Source organism: Croceibacter sp., assembly GCF_002716225.1.
Lineage (GTDB): Bacteria > Bacteroidota > Bacteroidia > Flavobacteriales > Flavobacteriaceae > Croceibacter > Croceibacter atlanticus.
Genome location: NZ_PAZX01000008.1, coordinates 19,012 through 40,893 on the forward strand (window position 1 = coordinate 19,012; position 21,882 = coordinate 40,893).

Here is a 21,882-nt window from a genome sequence, read left to right on the forward strand (position 1 = left end):
AATTCTCCAGGTCTAAACCTTTAAAATATTAGGTGGTGAGCTTACTTAAGCTCAACCTCAGCTCCTGCTTCTTCTAACTGTGCTTTAAGTGCTTCAGCTTCGTCTTTAGCAATACCTTCCTTAATTGGAGATGGTGCATTATCAACTAATTCTTTAGCGTCTTTAAGACCTGCTCCAGTTAATTCTTTTACTAATTTAACTACAGCTAATTTAGAAGCACCAGCGCCTTTAAGGATAACGTCAAACTCAGTTTGCTCGTCTGCTCCACCAGCATCTGCACCACCACCAGCAGCAACAGCTACAGCTGCAGCAGCAGGCTCGATACCATACTCTTCTTTTAAAATATCTGCTAACTCATTTACCTCTTTTACGGTCAAGTTAACCAATTGTTCTGCGAAATCTTTTAAATCTGCCATTTTCTATCGTTTTAAAATGTGTTGTTTTTTATTTGAATTTTTAAGTGCGTACTTGTTTATCCTTCTTTTTCAGAAAGAGTCTTCAAGATTCCTGCAAGTTTACCTCCACTAGACTTAAGAGCGCTAATAACGTTCTTAGCAGGTGATTGAAGTAAGCCGATGATATCTCCGATAACTTCTTCTTTAGATTTGATATTAACTAGTGTTTCTAGTTTATCATCTCCAACGAATACTGCTTCTTCGATAAAAGCTCCTTTTAAAAGAGGCTTTTCACCTTTAGTTTTCTTACGGAATTCTTGTATTACCTTAGCTGGTGCATTACCAGTTTCAGATATCATTATAGATGTATTACCTTTTAAAACTTCTGAAAGTCCACCGAAATCTTTTTCAGTGTTTTCCATAGCTTTAGCTAGTAATGTATTCTTAACCACGTTCAATTTTACGTTTGCTTTAAAACAAGCACGACGTAAGTCTGATGTTGAACCAGCATTTAGCGTTGAAATATCTGCTAAATAAATGATTGAATTATCATTTAACTGAGCGGTTAAGTCTTTTATAACTTGTCCTTTTTGTTCTCTTGTCATTGCCATAACTTAGTCCTCAGTAAATCTTTTAGTATCAATTTGAACACTTGGGCTCATTGTGCTAGACATATAGATAGACTTTATGTAAACACCTTTTGCTGCAGTAGGTTTCAATTTCACTAATGTGGTTAATAATTCTCTTGCATTGCCAGCTAGTTTGTCTGCATCAAAAGATGCTTTACCGATACCAGCATGAACAATACCATATTTGTCAACTTTAAAGTCGATTTTACCAGCTTTAACGTCTGATACTGCTTTAGCAACATCCATTGTTACTGTACCAGTTTTTGGGTTAGGCATAAGACCTCTTGGTCCTAATACACGACCTAATGGTCCTAACTTACCCATAACACTTGGCATAGTAATAATTACATCAACGTCTGTCCAACCGCCTTTAATTTTATCTAGATACTCATCTAAACCAACAAAATCTGCACCAGCTTCTTTTGCTTCTGCTTCCTTATCTGGAGTGACTAAAGCAAGCACCTTAACGTCTTTACCAGTACCATGAGGTAATGTTACAACGCCACGCACCATTTGATTTGCTTTACGAGGATCTACGTTCAAACGAACTGCTAAATCTACAGATGCATCAAAATTTGCGTTAGTGACTTCTTTAACCAAAGCAGAGGCCTCGGCTACCGTGTAGGTATTGCCAGCTTCAATCTTAGATTGAGCCTCTTTTTGTTTCTTTGTTAATCTTGCCATTTTTAAACTTTTTTTTAGGATTAAACGGGTGCATTACCGCCTTTAACGTTAACGCCCATTGAACGTGCTGTACCAGCAACCATCTGCATAGCAGACTCTACTGTAAACGCATTCAAATCTGGCATCTTGTCTTCAGCAATCGCACGGACCTGGTCCCAAGAAATAGTAGCTACTTTTTTACGGTTAGGTTCACCTGAACCACTCTTAGTTTTTGCTGCTTCCAATATTTGAACTGCTGCTGGTGGCGTTTTAATTACAAAGTCGAAAGACTTATCCTTATAAACGGTGATAACAACCGGAAGTACTTTCCCAGCTTTATCCTGTGTACGACCATTGAATTGCTTACAGAATTCCATGATGTTCACACCGGCAGCACCCAAAGCAGGCCCAACTGGTGGTGATGGGTTTGCCGCTCCACCGCGCACTTGTAGCTTTACTACTTTACTTACTTCTTTTGCCATTTCTAATTAAATTTAATTGAGTTGTTCTGAATGTGGAAGCAATAAGAATAACTCTATAAAATGTAACATTTATACTTTTTCTACTTGCATATAACTTAATTCTAATGGTGTTTTTCTTCCGAAAATCTTAACCATTACCTCAAGTTTACGTTTTTCTTCATTTACTTTTTCAACCGTACCATTAAAGCCATTAAATGGTCCATCTATAACCTTAATAGTTTCACCAACTGTATATGGTATTGCAACATTATCTGCCGCAACAGATAATTCATCTACCTTACCTAACATACGGTTTACTTCAGATTTTCTAAGTGGCACAGGATCTCCTCCTTTAACTTCACCTAAAAAGCCTATAACACCATTAATACCTTTAATAATATGAGGAATTTCTCCACTCAAATTAGCCTGAACCATTATATATCCAGGAAAGTAAACGCGTTCTTTATTTACTTTTTTTCCATTACGTATTTGAATAACTTTTTCTGTAGGAACTAAAATCTGATCTACAAAGTCTTCTAAACCGTGATGGGATATTTCTCGCTCTATATAGTCTTTAATTTTATTCTCTTGACCACTTACAGAACGTACAACATACCATTTTTTCTCTTTCACTTCTGACATACTACTGTAATTTTAAGATTTAACCCATTCGAAATACTTGTCGATAAGGTTACTAAAAACAGTATCTACTCCCCAAATAGCTAAAGAAAATATAATTGAAAATACCGCTACAGTAACAGTAAGCTTTTGAGCTTCTGCAAAAGTTGGCCACGTTACGTGGTTTTTGAGTTCATTAAAAGACTCAGATACGTAATTTATAAATCCTGCCATTTTGAAATTTTTTAAGTATGTTGAAATTCAACTTTCTTTTTGCACGGGTTGAGAGGCTCGAACTCCCGACACCTGGTTTTGGAGACCAGTGCTCTACCAACTGAGCTAAACCCGTAAATAAAAAGGTAAGGTATCTTGAACTATCAAGACACCTCGCCTTTTATATATAATCTAAATTAATCTAGAATTTCAGTTACCTGACCAGCACCTACAGTACGACCACCTTCACGAACTGCGAAACGTAAACCTACGTTCATTGCAATTGTCTGAAGTAATTCAACTGTAATAGTTAAGTTATCACCAGGCATTACCATTTCTACACCATCAGGTAAACTAATTGTTCCTGTAACATCAGTTGTACGTACGTAGAACTGTGGACGGTAGTTGTTATGGAATGGTGTGTGACGACCACCTTCTTCTTTTTTCAAGATATAAACCTCAGCTTTGAACTTTTTGTGCGGAGTTACAGAACCTGGCTTAACAATTACCATACCTCTTGAAATTTGAGACTTCTCAATACCTCTTAATAAGATACCTGCGTTATCTCCAGCTTCACCTCTATCAAGGATTTGACGGAACATTTCAATACCAGTAATAGTAGAAGTTAACTTCTCTGCACCCATACCGATAATCTCTACTGGATCACCAGTATTAGCGATACCAGTCTCAATACGACCAGTTGCAACAGTACCACGACCAGTAATAGAGAATACATCTTCGATAGGCATTAAGAAAGGCTTATCTACTTCACGCTGTGGCTCTTCGATCCAAGAATCAACTGCTTCCATTAAAGAAAGAACAGTATCAACCCACTTTTGCTCACCGTTAAGCGCACCTAAAGCAGAACCTTGAATTACAGGACCATTATCTCCATCATACTCATAGAAAGATAATAAGTCACGGATTTCCATTTCAACAAGCTCTAAAAGCTCCTCATCATCAACCATATCAACTTTGTTCATAAAAACAACGATACGAGGAATACCAACCTGACGTCCTAAAAGGATGTGCTCACGAGTTTGTGGCATTGGACCATCTGTTGCAGCAACAACAAGAATAGCACCATCCATCTGTGCAGCACCAGTAACCATGTTCTTTACGTAATCCGCGTGACCTGGACAGTCAACGTGTGCGTAATGACGGTTAGCAGTTGCATACTCTACGTGAGAAGAGTTAATTGTAATACCTCTTTCTTTTTCTTCTGGAGCATTATCAATTTGATCAAAAGCTGAAGCTTCTGAGAATCCAGCATCTGCTAAAACTTTAGTGATAGCAGCAGTTAAAGTTGTTTTACCGTGGTCAACGTGTCCAATAGTACCAACGTTTAAGTGCGGTTTGGACCTGTCATAAGTTTCCTTAGCCATAATTAAATTTATTTATTCTTAGTTATATATTAGTGTTCATTATTAATTGCAAAGAGTTTGAAATCTTCACAAAGAGCCAACGACGGGAATTGAACCCGTGACCTCTTCCTTACCAAGGAAACGCTCTACCCCTGAGCTACGTCGGCCAGAAAGAGCAGATACACCAAAATTCCGACTTTCACGATGCTATGTCCGCAAAAGACGAATTCTTCATATCCTATTCAGCTCAATAAAAATCAAATTTATTATTGATTTTATTAGAGCGGGAGACCAGGTTCGAACTGGCGACATTCAGCTTGGAAGGCTGACGCTCTACCAACTGAGCTACTCCCGCATTTATAATTCATATAGAATTAATGGTAACAATAAAATAGATTTAAAATATAAATCTAACGAAGGAAAATCCTTCTAAAATATTTAGTGGGGAGAGCAGGATTCGAACCTGCGAAGACGTAGTCAGCAGATTTACAGTCTGCCCTCGTTGGCCGCTTGAGTATCTCCCCAACGAACCTTATAAAAAGGTTTCAATATTTTATTTAAATGAACTTTAAAAAGAGCCGATGGAGGGACTCGAACCCACGACCTGCTGATTACAAATCAGCTGCTCTAGCCAGCTGAGCTACATCGGCTTTTTAGTTCCTTTTTTAAGCGACAAACTCCGCATAAAAAAGTCCGCTATTTCTAACGGACTGCAAATTTAAACATATTTATAGATTGACAAAACTTTTATGCAATTTTTTTATTAGAATGTGCATTTATTTTTTCTTTCTTCTTTATTAATTGCCTCTGTAGTGCGCGCTCACACTCATCTATACCTTCTTCAAAAGTTTTAGTATTTTTTTTCACCATAAGCTCATCTCCAGGAATACTTAATAATACTTCTGTGATTTTATTTTCCTTCTCGCTGGTATGTTGCACCTTTAAAAAAACATCAGCAAATATTATTTTATCATAAAATTGCTCCAACTTATCTAGTTTCTCTTGAATAAATACTACAAGTTTCTGATCTACATTAAAGTTAACGGACTGAACATTTACCTTCATACTCTTAAATTTTAGGTTAATAGATTAGTTTTTGTTTCTTGGGTGCGATGCAGAGTAAGCTCTTTTAATTACTGCAATATCATTATTAGTATAAACTTGTGTTGCAGCAAGGCTTGAATGCCCCAATAAATCTTTAACAGCATTTAGGTTTGCACCTTCACCCAATAAATGTGTAGCAAATGAGTGCCGCAATAAATGTGGACTCTTTTTTATTTTACTCGACACCTTACTAAAGTAATTATTAATAATTCTATAGACAAGCGTTTCGTAAACTTTATCATTTTTAGAGGTTACAAAAACCCATTTAGAAGATTCTTTAAACTCAGCATCTTTAATCTCAAAATATTGTCTTAAAGTAAGCGACACACTCTCAATTAATGGGATAATCCGCTCTTTATTTCTTTTACCCAAAACCTTTACGTAATGGTTAACTATATTAATATCAGACAATTTTAAATTAATTAGCTCTGAACGTCTCATTCCTGTACTATAGAATAACTCAACTATTGCTTTATCTCTGTAGTCTTCAAATGAATTTAATGTGAAACCTGACAACACATCTGAAACTTCCTTTTTAGAGAAAGGTACCTGTAACCTTTTTTCAACTTTTAAAGATTTATGTTTTATTAAAGGGGAAACTTCTAACTCTTCAATTTTTTGCAAAAAACTGTAGTAAGACTTAAGGGAGGAAACTTTTCTATTAATTGTGCGATTAGAAATACCTGAATCGACTAGGCTAATTATCCAACTCCTTATAAGGGCATAAGGAATGTTATTAATTGATGTCTCTGAGAATTCTCTAGAAACGAAATCTGACAATGCTACAAGATCATTATTATATGCACTAATAGTGTGGATGGAATATTTTTTTTCCAACCTTAAATAATCTAAAAATGCTTTAATTGTAGCCATAAGAAAACCGCTAATTTCAAAGTTATGAAATTAGCGGTTTAATTTATACGTATTTAAACGGAGATTATTTGTTCTCCTGGTCTCTTAGATGTTGAATGTATTCAGCTTTCTGAATCTCAGCTCTACGTACTACAGAAGGTTTATTGAATTGCTGACGTCTACGAAGCTCACGCATCGTTCCTGTCTTATCAAATTTACGCTTAAAACGCTTAAGCGCTCTATCGATATTTTCTCCGTCTTTTACTGGTATAATTAACATAGATGTACCTCCTTTCTTTAAAACTGATTCGTTTTGATTAATAGGGTGCAAATATAAAACTATTTCTGAATTCTGAAATATAAAATTGAATTTATTTTACAGACCACACAGAATACCCATTTGGAGGTACCTGAATTTTAACCCAACCATCTGCTTGAGTAACTGGCTCCCAAGATGAATTTCCAGTGTAATCCTTTATTCTAGTTGAGTTCCAGTTTGTTTGTACCCAACGCTCCTGCCAATTATTACTAATATTTAAGTAAACAACTAAACCATTATTATTGTAGCCATTTCTTTTGGCTATATATTCATCTACATCTGTATAGAGGTTAATTGTAGAACCTCCTGCAAGATTATTATGTATCCAAATAAGATTATTCAACTTGTTTTTATCTAACCATTCTTCATAATCTTTATAAAATAACGTAGGATAACCTTCATGGGTTAGTATATACGCATAAGCTAAAAGTTTATTATTAAAGATTTCATCTGTATCATGGTTTGCAACAAAAGTGACTGCTTTGTTAGCATTACGTTTCCATAACATATCACCACTTAAATTATTTAAATCATTATTTTGAAATGCATCTCTCATCCTGTAATAACATGCAAAATCGAAAGCACTTGATCCTGAGTTATTAACCCACCACTCTAATGTATTTACATTAGCATCCCAATATTCTCCAACAGAAAAACCTCCAACTGCATTTGTCCAACTGTTTACAACCCAAGGCTCAAAGCCTTTAACATAATCAAATCTCCAACCATCAAACCCTAGAACGTTTTTATAATATTTTGCCACAGAATTAGGATTGTTCCACAAATGATCCTGTACATAAGATTTATGATGACAGAGATCTGGAAATCCGCCAAAGGCTCCAGAATCATTGTTATGATAATCATTAGGATGAAAATCATATTGCGTTCTATAGAAAATACCTGAAGCAGGATTGTAATCTGTATAAGTATCTGAGCCTGTAAAGACATTACTTTCTGATGCTCCTCCACTATTATGGTTTATTACAATATCTGCAATAACGCTAATACCATTATTATGAGCTGTTGAAATTAAAGACTCTAATTCTGTTCGTGAGCCAAATCTTGTTTCTACACTTCCCATTTGATCATATTCACCAAAATCATAATAATCAAAAGGATCATACCCCATAGAAAAAGGACCATTTTGAGCTTTTGAAACTGGTGGTAACCAGATTGCATCTATTCCTGCATTGCTCCAATTTTGGAGCTTACCGTTAACTGTATTCCACCATGTTCCGCCAGCAGGTACATCCCAATAAAAAGCCTGCATCATTACTCCGCTTCCTATAGTAGCCATCGCATTAACAGTAAGTTCTGATTCTTCTGAAATGGTTTCAGTTTCAGTAAAAGACTCATCTTTATTACAGCTAAATAAAAATAATGCAATAAGCAATAAAGCACTATACTTATAATAATTTTTCATAATAGTTAATTTTGGTTATACAATATTGATGAAAATAAAAAAATCGCCAGTAAAAACTGACGATTTCGTAATCATTAAGAATAAATTAACCTACAAAGTTTGCGTAACTTTAGGATTACCTAGCAGCAGCTTTATATTCTTTTTTATCTATTACCATTTTGGCTATAATTTCTTTCAGAATTTGAGAAGTACCTCCACCAATAGGACCAAGACGACTATCTCTTAACAATCTTGCCATAGGATATTCTTCAATATAACCATAACCTCCTAACATTTGTAAGCAGTCATATATTGTTTCATCTGCAATTTTAGTAGACAAAAGTTTAGACATACTTGCCTCTTTAACAACATATTCATTTTCACTTAAGCGTTTAGAGACTGTATAATTAAATGTTTTTGCCATTTCTACTTCGCTTACACGTTGCGCTATAATGTGTCTTAGAGCTTGAAATTTATCTATTGAGCGGCCAAAAGCTTCACGTTCTTTCATATAGTCCATAGCATACTCTAAAGCAAACTCTGCTCTGGCGTGAGCATTTATTCCCATAATTAAACGCTCTGAAGCAAAGTGCTGCATAATATAAGGAAAACCTTTACCTTCTTCTCCCATTAAATTCTCTGCAGGTATCTCTACATTATCAAATGCTATTTCTCCTGTGTCTGATGCTCTCCAACCTAATTTATTAAGTTTAGTGGCAGATACTCCTTTTGTATCTCTATCTATTACAAACATACTCATCCCTTTGTTACCAAGTTCTGGAGCTGTTTTTGCTGCAACTACAAGGTAGTCTGAATAAACACCATTTGTTATAAATGTTTTAGATCCATTAATAATGTATTTATCTCCTTTTTTAACTGCTGTTGTTCTCATTGCAGCTACATCTGATCCACAAAATGGCTCTGTAACACAAAGGCAACCTATCATTTCTCCTGAGATACTTGCGGACAGGTATTTTTCTTTTATGCGCTCATCACCTTCGGCATTTAGGTGTGTCATAGCTAAGTAATTATGAGCCCACATTGCAGCTGCAAAACCACCAGAATTAACACGCTGTAATTCCTCCAAGAAGATAACAGTATAAAAGAAGTCTAAACCAAGCCCTCCATATTGTTCTGGATAAGTAAGACCAAAATATCCCATCTCACCAAACTTCTCCCAGATGAATCGTTCTATATGGCCGGTTTCTTCCCACTTGTCAATATGTGGTACAACCTCTTTTTGTAAAAACTCTCTAAAGCTTTCTCTAAATAAATTATGTTCTTCTGTAAAATACATTCAAATTGGTTTTATTACAAGGTCAAATATAATTGAATTCTATCGAACTTTTCAATAGGGAACTCAGCAATCGACTTGAGTTGGTTAATATCGTTAAACTCACCATTAAGTTCTCTATACTTAATAATTTGCCGTGCTATTTCATAATTTAAATTTGGCAATTCTGATAGATCTGTAACTTTAGCTGTGTTTATATTTATTTTTTTAATGTTTACAGGTGTTTTCACTGTAAACTTCTTTAGTATATTATTAATAACATTTGGCTCTAAACCATATACATCTTTAAGTTGAACATTATCTGAAAAACCATTCAACTTAGTTCTGTAAGCTATTATTTTTTCTGAATAATAAGGTCCTATACCATATACCTCTTGCAACTGCAGTGCTGTAGCTTTATTGAGGTCAATTTTATCTTTATAGGATAATTTACGGTCTTTAGCAAAAACCTTTTTCTTTTTAGGGTTTGTAATAAAATCTGGGAATTTAAAAAGGTGTGAAAACGTATTTAATAATGAGTCTGAAACTTTTGTAACATCTTGAAAATCCTTTTTTGAATTTACCCATTTATTTTGCTTCCTATAGGCCAAAAGTCTATCAATTTCCTGAGTAGACATTCCTAAAGTATAACCTTTATAATCTGTTATAAAATTTGGATTAAAAGGATACTGCTTAGGCGTATTCTCTTTAATTTTTAATTGCTTAAGAGAATCTACCTTCTGTTGAAATCTAACTAGTTCTGGAGTATCCTTGGGAGCAATATACTTAGGAAAAGGAATTAACCAATATGCTAATTGAAGCACAAGTATAATTGTCACCAATAAAAAAATCCCATTACGTTCACTTTTTGAGAAAACGAAATGGGATTTCATATCATTAATAAATTTTAAAGATTATTTACATCTGTAGCACCATCTTCTAGTGCATTGTGTTTTTTAGAAATTGCTTTATTATACTTTTTAAGTTCTTTCTTAATTTTTGGTGAAAGCAAGATTACACCTATAATATTTGGAACTACCATTGCAAAAATCATTGCATCAGAGAAATCAATAACAGAACCTAAACTAATAGATGCTCCTACAATTACAAACATTAAGAATAAGAATTTATATACTAAATCTGTAATACGTCCTTTACCAAAAAGGAATTTCCAACCTTGCATTCCATAGTATGACCAAGAGATCATAGTAGAAAATGCAAACAAGATTACTGCAATTGTTAATACTATTGAGAAGTGAGGAATTACCGTATCAAAAGCTGTTGCAGTAAGCTCTACACCTTCTGTAATTGGAGTTCCGTACTCCATAAAAGATGATTCGAAATTTGTAATAATAATTACTAATGCAGTCATTGTACAAATTACAACTGTATCAACAAATGGTTCTAATAATGCAACAATACCTTCACTAGCAGGATACTTAGTACGTACTGCAGAGTGAGCAATAGCAGCAGAACCAACACCAGCTTCGTTAGAGAATGCACCACGGCGTATACCTTGTATCATTACTCCTATTAAACCACCAGCTATTCCTAATCCAGAAAATGCACCTTCAAATATTAAACCGAAGGCATCATCAATTAACGTGAAGTTAGCTCCTAAAATTATTAAAGCTGCTAATACATAAATACCAGCCATAAACGGAACAATCTTTTCTGTAACAGAAGCAATTCTTTTAATTCCTCCAATAATTACAACTGCAACCAGCACAGCCATACCTATACCGAAAAACATACCTGCATTTGCAGATTCTATATCAAATAACTGCACAAATTGAGCAGCTGCTTGGTTAGCTTGAAACATATTACCACCACCAAAAGATCCTCCGATAACGAATATAGCAAAGACAACTGCTAATACCTTACCAAGACCACCTAGGCCTTTTTCCTTTAAACCTTTTTTAAGATAGTACATAGGGCCACCATAAACTGTACCGTCTGGACCAACATCTCTGTATTTTACACCAAGTGTACATTCTGCAAACTTAGATGCCATACCTAAAAGACCAGCAACTATCATCCAAAATGTAGCACCAGGACCACCAATTGATAGTGCTACTGCAACACCTGCAATGTTACCTAGTCCTACTGTTGCAGATAATGCTGCAGTTAATGCCTGGAAGTGAGAAACCTCACCATCTGCGCTTTCATCTCTTATAGTGTCTACAATATCACCTTCATCAGACATTGCAATACCATCGGCTCCATAAAGTTCTTCTGCTCCGTGCTTTTCAATATCTTCATATTTTCCTCTAACAACTTGAATTGCTTTAGAAAAACCAGTAATATTTATAAACTTAAAATATATTGTAAAAAATAATGCTCCACCTATTAATACTATAAGTACCCAAGGAATTTGAAAGGTTTCAGAAAATGGGATTTCATAAAAAATGCCCTCAACAAACCAACCAGTGTATTTGCTAAAGACAGCGTCTATCTTTTCTGATGTTGTTTGCTCTTGGGCAAACGTAATAATGGGTATTAATAAAGTGAAAATTGAGAGAAGTTGTTTTCTCATATCAAAAGTTATTATTTTTAGTTAAAATTTTGAAGATTGCAATATGACAAAAAAATTGCCTTTATCAAAGTAAAGGCATTAAAATGTTATTCTATTGTTAAATATTAAACTCATTTCTTAAGGTATTTATTTGATTTGGCTTTCCTATAACAATTAATTTTGAACCCTTTGTTATAAGCGTGGACGCTTCTGGGTTCACTACATAATCTCCTGCAGGATTTTTATATCCTATAATTGTACAGCCTGTTAAATTTCTTAAATCTACCTCGCGTATAGTTTTATCTATATTATCCGGACATACATGTTCGTAAAGTATTTCGCGCACGTTTACATTATCTTGACCTGATACGGAAAGGTTATCTAAAAATTCAACTAAATCTGGCATTACTACTAAACTTGCCATATGATCTCCTCCTATTTTATCTGGAAGAATTACATTATCTGCACCTGCAAGTTTTAGTTTTCTAAAAGACGTATCTACACTTGCTCTACTAATTATTTTAAGGTTTTTATTTAATTGCCTTGCAGAAAGCACTGTAAATAAATTATCTGCATCTTCAGGCATTGCACATATTAATGCTGAAGCTTGGTCTATACCTGCACGGATAAGGGTTTCATCTTCGTTGGCATTTCCTATACAAAACATGGTATCATCATCTTCATGTTTAGAAACCAAATCTTCATCCATCTCTACAATTACAAACTCTTTCTTGTAACTCTTTAGTTTTTCTACAGCTTCTCTACCATTTCTTCCAAAACCACAAACAATAACGTGATCTTTTAATTTCTGAATCTTTTTTTCCAAAGTTTTGTGTTTAAATTCCTCGTAGCTTCGTCTTGTAAACATGTATTCTGTAAATACAGATATTACGTAACCTAAAATAACAACGCTAAATAAAATTAAGAAAATTGTGAATACCTTATCGGCATTTGTAAGCGGATTTACTTCTCCAAAACCAACTGTGGNAATGGTAATAACCGTCATATAAAGTGCATCTATCCAATCATAATTAGATATGAAACGNTATCCTAAAATNCCGAATCCTAAACTAACTGAAAGTAGTAGGAATGCTACGTAAATTCTAGATTTAAATATTTTAATCATAAATCGAACACAGAAGTTCGTTTAGTATATACTAAGTCTTTAAGCTTTAACCAGAATGCAAGNGTTAAATAAATTGCAAAGCCAACTCCTAAAGTTGCAAAAGATACGTAAATAAAGAATAGGCGAACACTTTTAGCNCGCATACCTAATCTGTCTGCTAATCTTGAAGACACATAAAACCCATGTCTCTCAAAAAANTGCCTTATTTTATATACCACAGTTAACATATTCCAAAGATAAGATATGTAATANACACCAAGAAAAAACCACCTTAAATTAACTTCAAGGTGGTTTTTGTTATAAAAAAATCAAATTCAATTAGTGAACTGCAATTGGATCTGGATTAAAATCTGGATCTAAAAACACATTTCCGTCTGTTCTCAAATCTCCTAATAATAATAACCCACAAACATGAGGTGCCGCCATAGATGTACCACTTAACGTAGCATAACCACCTTGCATAGATGTAGAATATACACTTACACCTGGCGCACAATAATCTACAACACTTCCAAAGTTTGAAAAGTAAGCAAATTGATCATTGCTATCCATTGCAGAAACTGTATATACATTTTCTCCAGAAGCTCTTGCTGGAGAGTAAAGGTTTGCTATACTTGTGGAGTTACCTGCTGCAATTGCAACACCAATACCTTTNGCACCTACTCTTGTGGTAGCNTTATCTAAAGCACTGTTTATTCCTAAAATTGGAACTGCTGGNCCTAAGCTCATATTAGCAGCATCACCAGGTTCTCCTACAGCAGCAACATAATCTAGCGCCGCTATAATACCAGATGTAGCTCCACTACCATCTGCTCCNAACACTTTTAATGCCACTACTTTTGCATTTGNNGCAACTCCAATAACTCCTATTCCATTATCAATTGCTGCAACAGTNCCTGCAACATGACTACCGTGACCATTTTGATCATCTGGTGAAGGTTCTCCTGGAACAAAAGATCTACTTCTATCTACATCTACATTTAAATCTGGGTGATCTAAATCTATTCCGCTATCTATAATCCAAGCTGTTTTACCTGTACCATCTACACCACCATTTACTCTAGTAATTCCGTAAGGTGTATTTTGAGCTACAAATGNCATAGCTGTAGTTTCTTCTTTTGCAACACTTAATTTCACCATTACATCTGGCTCTACACTTGCTACTCTGCTGTCTGACTGTAATGATTTTANTTGCTCAGGNGACAATGTTGCTGTAAATCCTGTCATTGCAAAACCATATACTTGTTTTACAGATGTAGACTTCATGTGCGGAGCTGCAATCACTTCATTTACAAATGCATTTACATTTGCTAATCTACCTTTATAAGAATNATCATTCTTAATAGATTTTGAAGCNGCTTCATTTAAGGTTACAATATATTGCCCAGATATTGCTTGGGATTGTGATTCCTGAAGTACACTAGAATCATTTTTTAAATTTTGTGTTTCTGTAATTTGTTCTTCTGCCTCACAAGACAAAAATAGAGATGANACAGCCATACCTGCNATGGCTATAAAAGTTGTGTTTGGTTTAAAAATTTTCATATTAAAAGGGTTTTGGTTTGTACAGGCNAAAACTATGCATACATATTAAAATGAAAACTTAAAAAATTATTAATATTTGTTAATTATAGTTAAATATTAGTAATTATTNATATTTATTCTTAAAAATCATATTTATTCTTATTTTTTGATAATTTTCAACCCNATTTCACAATTTANACATTTTAGCTTATCACAATAATTTCTCTTCATNTGTATTAAGCCTTGTGAATAAAGAGCATTAGCGTTTAGTGACGGATAAATAGCTGTATAACCTTTAGTAATATTATTTAATTCTAGAGGTAATAACCTCATCCAATTGATAATAGTTGTGTTTTCNAGACCATTTTTCTTGTTGTAGAAAAACGTTAAAGGTATGATGGTGTTAATAATCAACAACNTCACAAAAGCTTTACTAAGTTGTTTCTTTTTTTGTTTATGAGACGATGTGAATGAATAATGTGTTTGCCAAAATTCACTCACCTCAATCTTAAATACAGTTTCTATTTCCTGAAGAGTTGTACACTCAATAATTTTTGAAAATAAATTACTGTTCGACGCATAAAGCTCTACAAATTGAGCAAGTCTAATTGTTGGAAAANTGTCAGGACGCAACCTAAAAAACTTTGGTNTTTCTGTACTATGATTTTCGAGCTTAAANTTCTTGACTAAATAATTGTATTCCTTTAAAAGTGAGTTTGCATAAAACACCTCTTCATTGGCTTGCAACAAATTACATTGGCCGAAAACCAAAGCTTCTAATTGAAACCTATTATGACGAGTTTTTAAAACGACGTTAAAGGGTAAGCTTTGTAATGCATTANAAAAAAATGAACCATTTACATTTAAACCAAAGTTTTTGGCCAACATTAAAAACAATACTTCTTCCCAATTAGATTGTGTCTGTTCGACCAAACGTTCAATTTCATTAGATTTTTCTTCCAAACGNTCTAAATACATGCGCTCTAACCAATGGGATAAAGTAAACTCCTCAATTAACGGAAACTCATCTTCACAAGCAATCCATTTGGTTTTGTTAGATAGTAACTTCTGAGCTTTCCTTAATAANGATTCTGAAACAAGTTCTTTTAATGTTAATGTGGGTATAGGCTGTCCATCTTTTCTGTAAATCTCAACATCATGCTCCCAAACAACATGAAGTATCACATTATCATAAGCAGGATCTTTCTCATGANNGTGCGCATACCAGTCTGATGATTTTAAATGCAACTCTACATTACCTGCCCAAAGTTGATCATCAATCTTTAATTTTGNATTAAAAAAATCTGGNCCGGACTGCGTGGTATTATGAATACCCACAGAACTTATAATAAGTTGCTGGCCTTGTTGTGTAGTTGCATTAAGGAAATCGAACTTTTTAAAGTTCCANATATGATGTAGAAGTGTTTCTTGCACCTTTAAAGTTACAAAAATCTCTTATTTAAAGTACTGTTTTACAAATGGAAGCATATATTCTACCCAAAGTTTATATTGTGCACCACTAGGATGCAAGCCATCTGAAGCAATTAAAGATTCATTGGAATATGCTTGCTTTGAAATTGTATTAATATCATAAACTGGAATNTCATAAGTGCTAGCTACTTTTTTAAAAACAGTATTAAATTCGTCTATTTCANCTGCTACTTGTTCTGCTTTATGNTGTANCATNGGTGCAGAACCATAATCCGGAATATTTAAAGCAAANACACCTTTAGCGCCTTTTTTTGAATGTTTTATTGCTTTTTCAAAAACTACTTTTAANTCTTNCTCATAAGTAGTTATAGATTTTTTTTGATATTGATTNTTTACGCCTATTAAAACTGAAACCACATCNTAGGTTTCAGTTTNATCTAATCTATAATTAATAGCGCTTATAAGGTCGTCTGTACGCCAACCTGTTTTAGCTATAATTTTTATATCCCTAACCTTTAATCCATCACGTTTTAAAGCTTCTTTTAGTTGATTAGGCCAACGATTATCTTCTGAAACATTTTGACCAATAGTATATGAGTCTCCTAATGCCAAAAAAGAAACACCTTTTTTAGTATCTGAAATAGGAACACTTTTGCATTGAAAAAATATACAAACTAAAACAACTAAAAGTACTTGAAAGATATATTGAATTTTCATTCTTCAGAGATTTCCTTAGGGTGTTCTTTCTCATTTAAAGATTCTTCCAACAACTCCTCACCTAAGATTTTTTTCCATTTAAACAATTTTCGTTTCAACAACAAAAACCTTGATATTCCTATTGTTAAAAATATCACACAAGAAACTAAAGCCAAATAACCAACCGAATGTAGCGTACTAAAATCTTTTAGTTGCAANACTGCAATGCCGCCAATTAGCAAGTATAAAGANGATCTTATATATGCCAAGAGCGTACGCTCGTTTGCTAAACGCGTACGCTCCAGTGCTAAAATTTCTCTAGTATTTGCGGGTACAGGACTTGTTCTAAAAGGGTTTTTCAGTTTCATTTAGCATTATAAATAAAACAGAAAGATAATGAATTACTCAATATAACCCATCTTTCTCATCCAATCGTCATTATACATTTTACCAACATAACGGCTACCGTGATCGTGAAATAATACCACAACAACATCATCTTTTGAAAAGTGTTCTTTAAGTTGAAGTAATCCTTTAATAGCTGCTCCAGCAGAGTTCCCTAAGAACATACCTTCTTCTTTAGATAAGCGTTGTGTATAAACCGCAGCATCTTTATCTGTTACTTTGGTAAAACCATCTATGATATCAAAATTTACATTTTTCGGCAAAATGTCTTCACCGATACCTTCTGTAACGTAAGGGTAAATTTCTTTCTCATCAAACTCTCCTGTTTCATGATACTTTTTAAAGACACTACCGTAAGTATCAACTCCCCATATTTTTACATTCGGGTTTTGTTCTTTTAAATATTTCCCAACACCAGAAATAGTACCACCAGTACCTACTCCTACAACAAAGTGAGTTACCTTGCCATCTGTTTGCTCCCATATTTCTGGGCCAGTACTTTCATAGTGTGCTTTTGTATTGCTTAAATTATCATATTGATTAACATACCAAGAGTTTGGGATTTCTTTAGCTAATCTTGCTGAAGTAGAGTAATAAGACCTTGGATCATCTGGAGCAACATCTGTAGGGCAAACGTGTACTTCACTTCCTACAGCTCTTAAGATATCCATCTTTTCTTTACTCTGTTTGTCACTCAATACACAAATCATTTTNTAGCCCTTAACAATAGCTGCTAATGCTAANCCCATTCCTGTATTACCACTTGTNCCTTCTATTATTGTTCCGCCTGGTTTTAAGCGGCCATCTGCTTCTGCGTCTTCAATCATTTGTACCGCCATACGATCTTTAACCGAGTTACCTGGATTAAATGTTTCATATTTAGCAAGTACTAGACAAGGTAGCTCTGCAGTAAGTTTGTTAAGTTTTACCATTGGTGTATTTCCAATAGTACCCAATATATTTTCAGCGTATTGCATATCTTTTATTTTGAAGGTGCAAAATTAGTAAATGAAATTAGCAAAAAGGTTAATTCTGAGTAAAGAATCCCTAATCNAATTTTATTGCTTTTATAGGATTTATTTTTGAAATAACATAAGATGGTATGAGCAACATAAGCAAACACAAGGTTAGTGTTCCTAAGTTTACAAATAGAATATACCAACCAATATAAACTGGTGCTTCTGTCACATAATAGGTTTCTGGATTAAGCGGAAGTACCTTAAAGTATTTCTGAATAAACAATAATCCTAGACCGATTAGGTTACCCCAAAATAATCCTACAACAATTAGGTAACCTGCATTATAAAGGAAAATCTTTCTAATACTATTGTCATTACTACCAAGTGCTTTTAAGATTCCTATCATTTGTGTACGCTCTAATATTAAAACTAAGAGCGCTGTAATCATATTAATACCTGCAATAAGGATCATTATTCCTATNATAAGAGCAATATTAAAATCGAACAGTCCAAGCCATTCAAAAATTGAGTAATACTGTTGCTTTATGGTTTTAGAATCTAAGGTNGAATCTATGTGTTCATATACCTCAACCCCTTTTTCTTCAAGTTCACTAAAGTCATCTATAAAAACCTCAAAGTGTCCAACATCATTATCATTCCATTTATTTAAACGTCTTATATGCCTTATATCTCCTATGACATAGGTTTCATCAAATTCCTGAAAACCTGAATTATATATCCCAACAACTTTAAACGCTCTCAACAAAGGCCTCTCTAATGTGTTATCCCTTAAAAAGTAGGTAACTGCTTTATCACCTAATTTTATATTTANTCGATTAGACATATATTCAGAAATAAGAACTTCATCATTTAAAGACTCCTTGTAATTTGGCAATNTGCCTTGCACTACGTAATCTTTAAACACGNCCCAATTATAATCTGTATCTAAACCTTTTATTACAACACCTTCAAAATCATCTTCAGTTCTAATCACACCAGCTTTAAATGCTACACCTTGTACNTGAGTAATACCATTTACACTCTTAAATTCTGGGTAAAAGTCTTGATTTTTAGATATAGGTTTNAAACTAACNTTGGCGTTGTTATTATCGAAATTTGAAATGGTTATATGCCCATTAAACGCAGATATCTTATCTCGTATCTTATTCTGCAATCCTAAACCTGTTGCAAATGCAATAAGCATCATAATAACACCCACAGCAATTGCCACGATAGCAATTTTAATTATCGGTGCCGAAATGCTACTTTTATACGATTTTGAGCCAATAAGCCGTTTGGCAATAAAGCGTTCGAGATTCAAATGATTAATTTATGATGAATATGTGGTTCAAAAATACAGCTTTTGTAATGGTTTTTACTTTCCTATCCTGCGGAAATGGAAAAACTCAAGTAAATAATACGTCCAAAGCTTCAGAAAACGAAAANGTTAAGACAACCCAATCTACTACAACCCGATCACCACAACGCGGACTTTCGGTAACTGTTGGCGCCAATCAATTTGAGGAATATCTTCCGCTTTTAAAAGACAAGAAAGTGGCNATTGTTGGTAACCAAACCTCAATTGTTTTTAAAAATAGCGGATATGTTCACCTTGTAGATACACTTCTTTCTAAAGGAGTTACTATTACTAAAGTNTTTGCACCAGAACACGGTTTTAGAGGACAAGCAGATGCTGGAGAAAAAGTAAACGACTCTAAAGACACTAAAACAGGACTACCCATAATTTCATTATATGGTAATAATAAAAAACCTAGTGTTGANCAGTTAAATAATGTAGATGTTATTNTGTTTGACATACAAGATGTTGGTGCACGTTTTTACACTTACATTTCAACNTTACATTATATTATGGAAGCTTNTGCAGAACAAGGTAAACNGCTTATAGTTTTAGACAGGCCAAATCCTAATGGGCATTATGCAGATGGCCCATTATTAGACCAAAAACATTCTAGCTTTGTAGGTATGCATCCTGTGCCAGTTGTACACGGTATGACTATAGGTGANTATGCACANATGATTAGTGGTGAAGGCTGGTTAGACACTCCTAAAAAGACCGACCTTACCGTAATACCTGTTAAAAATTACAACAAGTCTATGCCTTATAGCTTACCTATTAAGCCATCACCAAACTTACCTAACTCCACTGCTGTAAATTTATATCCTACATTGTGTTTTTTTGAAGGCACTAATGTTAATGCAGGTCGCGGTACCAATAAGCAATTTCAGGTGTTTGGCTCACCGTATTTAAATCCTGAGATTTATAATTTTAAATACACTCCCAAAGCAAATGAAGGGTCAAAATACCCTAAGCATTTGGGAGAGTTATGTTATGGGTTTGATTTAAGCGAAAACAANAAACGNTTCACAGAGCTTCATTTAGAAATTTTAATTTCTGCCTATAACAACACAGCAAACAAAGCTGAATTCTTCAATTCATTTTTCACAAAATTAGCAGGAACTACAATCTTACAAGAACAAATTGAAAGCGGATTAACTGCTGAAGAAATTTCTGAAACTTGGCAAGAAGGTTTAAAAATTTACAACCAAGTAAGAACAGCTTATGAACTTTATAAAAGATAGTCGCCATAACCTTTAAACATACATATACTTTAGACGATTTGGAGATTTTGGTTTCAACTATGAACCGAANTAACTTCGACTTTCTTAAAGCGATGTTTGTGAATATCCCAATTGAGAATTATCACATCCTTATAATTAATCAAACTACTGGAAACAATAAACTTGAAAGTGATTTTGAGAATGTTCGAGTAATAAACACTACAGAACTTGGTTTGTCTAAAAGCAGAAACATGGCATTAAAACAAGCTCGAAAAAAAATTGTTCTCATTGCCGATGATGATGTTGTCTATTTAAAAGATTTTGGACAACACATAATACAAAGTTTCAACAGACAAACAGATGCCGATTTTATTTCATTTAAAACCATAGTAAATGAAAATGGAAAACCTTTTAGAAATTATATAAAAGTACCAAGAGCTTTAAAAAAGAAAGAATTAAGTAGAATCTTATCTATTGAAATGTGCTTTAAAAAAGGGTCTATAAAGCAAGCCCGATTTAATGAATGGTTTGGTTTAGGTGCTAAGTTTCCAAATATGAGTAATCAATTTTTCTTGAAGGATTTATGGCAACAAGGCCTTAAGTTTTATGAAGACCCTACACCAATAGTTTTACACGAACCTATATCCTCAAGTGACGAAGTTTCNACAGACAGAATTCTATATACTCGTGGCGCAGTTTTTTATAAAAAATACGGTAGCTTTGCTTATCTGTATGTAGCAAAATATGGTTTTTTTATGCTTAGAAAAGGTTATGTATCTATCTCTAAGCTTCCAAAAAAGCTATGGAAAATGCAANAAGGCATTAGTGATTATAAACAACTTTTAAAACAAGGACTTGACAGAAGATAAGACCACCGTAAAAGACGTAACGTTTTTAGATATTCCAAAAATTATAGACCCAAGAGGCAACTTAGCAGTTATAGAACAACAAACTATTCCGTTTTCTCATAAACGTGTTTACTATTTATTTGATGTTCCAGAAGGTGCTAAACGTGGCGGTCATTCCCATATAGAGCAATCTGAAGTTTTAATTGCTTTAAATGGCAGTTTTACCGTAATTGTAGATGATGGTGAAGACAAAAAACGTGTTACTTTAGATAACCCATTAAAAGGATTACTAATACCTAATGGTATTTGGAGAGAACTTGAAGACTTCACAAAAGGAAGTGTATGCTTAGTACTCGCAAGTGATATTTTTGAGGAGGCAGATTATATTAGAGAATACTCCGACTTTAAATCATCTAAAAGTTGATATATAAAAACCTTTTTCTAATAAAAACTGATGTATTTCTTTTAATGTAACCACTAAATCTACAGGTAGTTTTAAAAGTAA

The 21,882-nt window shown here is 33.9% G+C and carries 25 protein-coding genes and 5 tRNA genes; 3 read left to right on the forward strand and 27 right to left on the reverse strand.

What is annotated here, in order from left to right:
- Positions 1-41 precede the first annotated feature (41 nt).
- The 27 genes from rplL to CL818_RS06125 all read right to left on the reverse strand — a co-directional run bounded on the left by rplL (position 42) and on the right by CL818_RS06125 (position 19,270).
- On the reverse strand, positions 42-416 hold the full coding sequence (rplL, locus tag CL818_RS05995) for a 50S ribosomal protein L7/L12 (protein WP_013185777.1): 375 nt from the start codon (positions 414-416) through the stop codon (positions 42-44).
- 56 nt (positions 417-472) lie between these two features.
- The gene (rplJ, locus tag CL818_RS06000) at positions 473-1,000 is read right to left on the reverse strand and encodes a 50S ribosomal protein L10 (protein ID WP_041241044.1); all 528 of its coding nucleotides are present in this window, start codon (positions 998-1,000) and stop codon (positions 473-475) included.
- 9 nt (positions 1,001-1,009) lie between these two features.
- Positions 1,010-1,708, reverse strand: a complete 699-nt coding sequence (gene rplA, locus CL818_RS06005; protein WP_272973377.1) for a 50S ribosomal protein L1 — start codon at positions 1,706-1,708, stop codon at positions 1,010-1,012.
- Positions 1,709-1,728: 20 nt separating this feature from the next.
- Entirely contained in the window at positions 1,729-2,169 is a 441-nt protein-coding gene (gene rplK, locus CL818_RS06010; RefSeq protein ID WP_013185780.1) for a 50S ribosomal protein L11, read from the reverse strand.
- Positions 2,170-2,238: 69 nt separating this feature from the next.
- Complete coding sequence (gene nusG / locus CL818_RS06015; protein ID WP_013185781.1) at positions 2,239-2,790, reverse strand: transcription termination/antitermination protein NusG; 552 nt, start codon at positions 2,788-2,790, stop codon at positions 2,239-2,241.
- Between the two features lie 12 nt (positions 2,791-2,802).
- Positions 2,803-3,000 carry a preprotein translocase subunit SecE gene (gene secE, locus CL818_RS06020; RefSeq protein WP_013185782.1) on the reverse strand — a complete coding sequence of 66 codons (198 nt, stop codon included), beginning with the start codon at positions 2,998-3,000 and terminating at the stop codon, positions 2,803-2,805.
- Positions 3,001-3,042: 42 nt separating this feature from the next.
- A tRNA-Trp gene (locus tag CL818_RS06025) sits at positions 3,043-3,115 on the reverse strand.
- 61 nt (positions 3,116-3,176) lie between these two features.
- Positions 3,177-4,364: an elongation factor Tu gene (tuf, locus tag CL818_RS06030; protein WP_013185783.1), complete on the reverse strand. Its 1,188-nt coding sequence runs from the start codon at positions 4,362-4,364 to the stop codon at positions 3,177-3,179.
- Positions 4,365-4,438: 74 nt separating this feature from the next.
- A tRNA-Thr gene (locus tag CL818_RS06035) sits at positions 4,439-4,510 on the reverse strand.
- A 115-nt stretch (positions 4,511-4,625) separates the two neighbouring features.
- Positions 4,626-4,698: transfer RNA gene (locus CL818_RS06040), tRNA-Gly, on the reverse strand.
- Positions 4,699-4,785: 87 nt separating this feature from the next.
- Positions 4,786-4,867: transfer RNA gene (locus tag CL818_RS06045), tRNA-Tyr, on the reverse strand.
- A 52-nt stretch (positions 4,868-4,919) separates the two neighbouring features.
- Positions 4,920-4,993, reverse strand: a tRNA-Thr gene (locus CL818_RS06050).
- A gap of 97 nt (positions 4,994-5,090) precedes the next feature.
- The gene (hpf, locus tag CL818_RS06055; RefSeq protein WP_013185784.1) at positions 5,091-5,408 is read right to left on the reverse strand and encodes a ribosome hibernation-promoting factor, HPF/YfiA family; all 318 of its coding nucleotides are present in this window, start codon (positions 5,406-5,408) and stop codon (positions 5,091-5,093) included.
- A 24-nt stretch (positions 5,409-5,432) separates the two neighbouring features.
- Positions 5,433-6,320 (reverse strand): tyrosine-type recombinase/integrase, encoded by an 888-nt coding sequence (locus CL818_RS06060; RefSeq protein ID WP_272973376.1) that lies wholly within the window; start codon positions 6,318-6,320, stop codon positions 5,433-5,435.
- Positions 6,321-6,384: 64 nt separating this feature from the next.
- On the reverse strand, positions 6,385-6,579 hold the full coding sequence (gene rpsU, locus CL818_RS06065; RefSeq protein WP_041241045.1) for a 30S ribosomal protein S21: 195 nt from the start codon (positions 6,577-6,579) through the stop codon (positions 6,385-6,387).
- A gap of 91 nt (positions 6,580-6,670) precedes the next feature.
- Complete coding sequence (locus tag CL818_RS06070) at positions 6,671-8,041, reverse strand: alpha-amylase (protein ID WP_272973375.1); 1,371 nt, start codon at positions 8,039-8,041, stop codon at positions 6,671-6,673.
- Between the two features lie 115 nt (positions 8,042-8,156).
- Complete coding sequence (locus CL818_RS06075; protein WP_013185788.1) at positions 8,157-9,317, reverse strand: acyl-CoA dehydrogenase family protein; 1,161 nt, start codon at positions 9,315-9,317, stop codon at positions 8,157-8,159.
- A gap of 14 nt (positions 9,318-9,331) precedes the next feature.
- On the reverse strand, positions 9,332-10,186 hold the full coding sequence (locus CL818_RS06080) for a ComEA family DNA-binding protein (RefSeq protein ID WP_272973374.1): 855 nt from the start codon (positions 10,184-10,186) through the stop codon (positions 9,332-9,334).
- 14 nt (positions 10,187-10,200) lie between these two features.
- Positions 10,201-11,829, reverse strand: coding sequence for an alanine/glycine:cation symporter family protein (locus CL818_RS06085; protein ID WP_219360378.1), 1,629 nt, complete (start codon positions 11,827-11,829; stop codon positions 10,201-10,203).
- A 97-nt stretch (positions 11,830-11,926) separates the two neighbouring features.
- Positions 11,927-12,934, reverse strand: coding sequence for a potassium channel family protein (locus tag CL818_RS06090; protein WP_286972260.1), 1,008 nt, complete (start codon positions 12,932-12,934; stop codon positions 11,927-11,929).
- On the reverse strand, positions 12,931-13,161 hold the full coding sequence (locus CL818_RS06095) for a PspC domain-containing protein (RefSeq protein ID WP_286972262.1): 231 nt from the start codon (positions 13,159-13,161) through the stop codon (positions 12,931-12,933). Before CL818_RS06095 ends, CL818_RS06090 begins: the two co-directional genes overlap by 4 nt.
- Before the next feature lie 91 nt (positions 13,162-13,252).
- The gene (locus CL818_RS06100; RefSeq protein ID WP_286972264.1) at positions 13,253-14,479 is read right to left on the reverse strand and encodes a S8 family serine peptidase; all 1,227 of its coding nucleotides are present in this window, start codon (positions 14,477-14,479) and stop codon (positions 13,253-13,255) included.
- A 138-nt stretch (positions 14,480-14,617) separates the two neighbouring features.
- Complete coding sequence (locus CL818_RS06105; RefSeq protein ID WP_286972266.1) at positions 14,618-15,892, reverse strand: DUF2851 family protein; 1,275 nt, start codon at positions 15,890-15,892, stop codon at positions 14,618-14,620.
- Between the two features lie 21 nt (positions 15,893-15,913).
- Positions 15,914-16,606, reverse strand: a complete 693-nt coding sequence (locus CL818_RS06110; protein WP_286972267.1) for an SGNH/GDSL hydrolase family protein — start codon at positions 16,604-16,606, stop codon at positions 15,914-15,916.
- Positions 16,603-16,953, reverse strand: a complete 351-nt coding sequence (locus tag CL818_RS06115) for a DUF202 domain-containing protein (RefSeq protein WP_013185796.1) — start codon at positions 16,951-16,953, stop codon at positions 16,603-16,605. Before CL818_RS06115 ends, CL818_RS06110 begins: the two co-directional genes overlap by 4 nt.
- Positions 16,954-16,986: 33 nt before the next feature.
- Complete coding sequence (locus CL818_RS06120; protein WP_286972271.1) at positions 16,987-17,967, reverse strand: PLP-dependent cysteine synthase family protein; 981 nt, start codon at positions 17,965-17,967, stop codon at positions 16,987-16,989.
- A 70-nt stretch (positions 17,968-18,037) separates the two neighbouring features.
- A complete protein-coding gene (locus CL818_RS06125) occupies positions 18,038-19,270 on the reverse strand; it encodes an ABC transporter permease (protein ID WP_286972272.1) in 1,233 nt (410 codons plus the stop codon).
- 47 nt (positions 19,271-19,317) lie between these two features.
- Between CL818_RS06125 and CL818_RS06130 the strand changes: the two genes are divergently transcribed.
- The 3 genes from CL818_RS06130 (at position 19,318) to CL818_RS06140 (ending at position 21,801) form a co-directional block, all read left to right on the forward strand.
- Positions 19,318-20,550, forward strand: coding sequence for an exo-beta-N-acetylmuramidase NamZ family protein (locus CL818_RS06130; protein WP_502692215.1), 1,233 nt, complete (start codon positions 19,318-19,320; stop codon positions 20,548-20,550).
- 92 nt (positions 20,551-20,642) lie between these two features.
- Positions 20,643-21,398: a glycosyltransferase family 2 protein gene (locus CL818_RS06135; RefSeq protein WP_502692216.1), complete on the forward strand. Its 756-nt coding sequence runs from the start codon at positions 20,643-20,645 to the stop codon at positions 21,396-21,398.
- Entirely contained in the window at positions 21,385-21,801 is a 417-nt protein-coding gene (locus tag CL818_RS06140) for a sugar 3,4-ketoisomerase (RefSeq protein ID WP_272973368.1), read from the forward strand. Before CL818_RS06135 ends, CL818_RS06140 begins: the two co-directional genes overlap by 14 nt.
- Positions 21,802-21,882 lie beyond the last annotated feature (81 nt).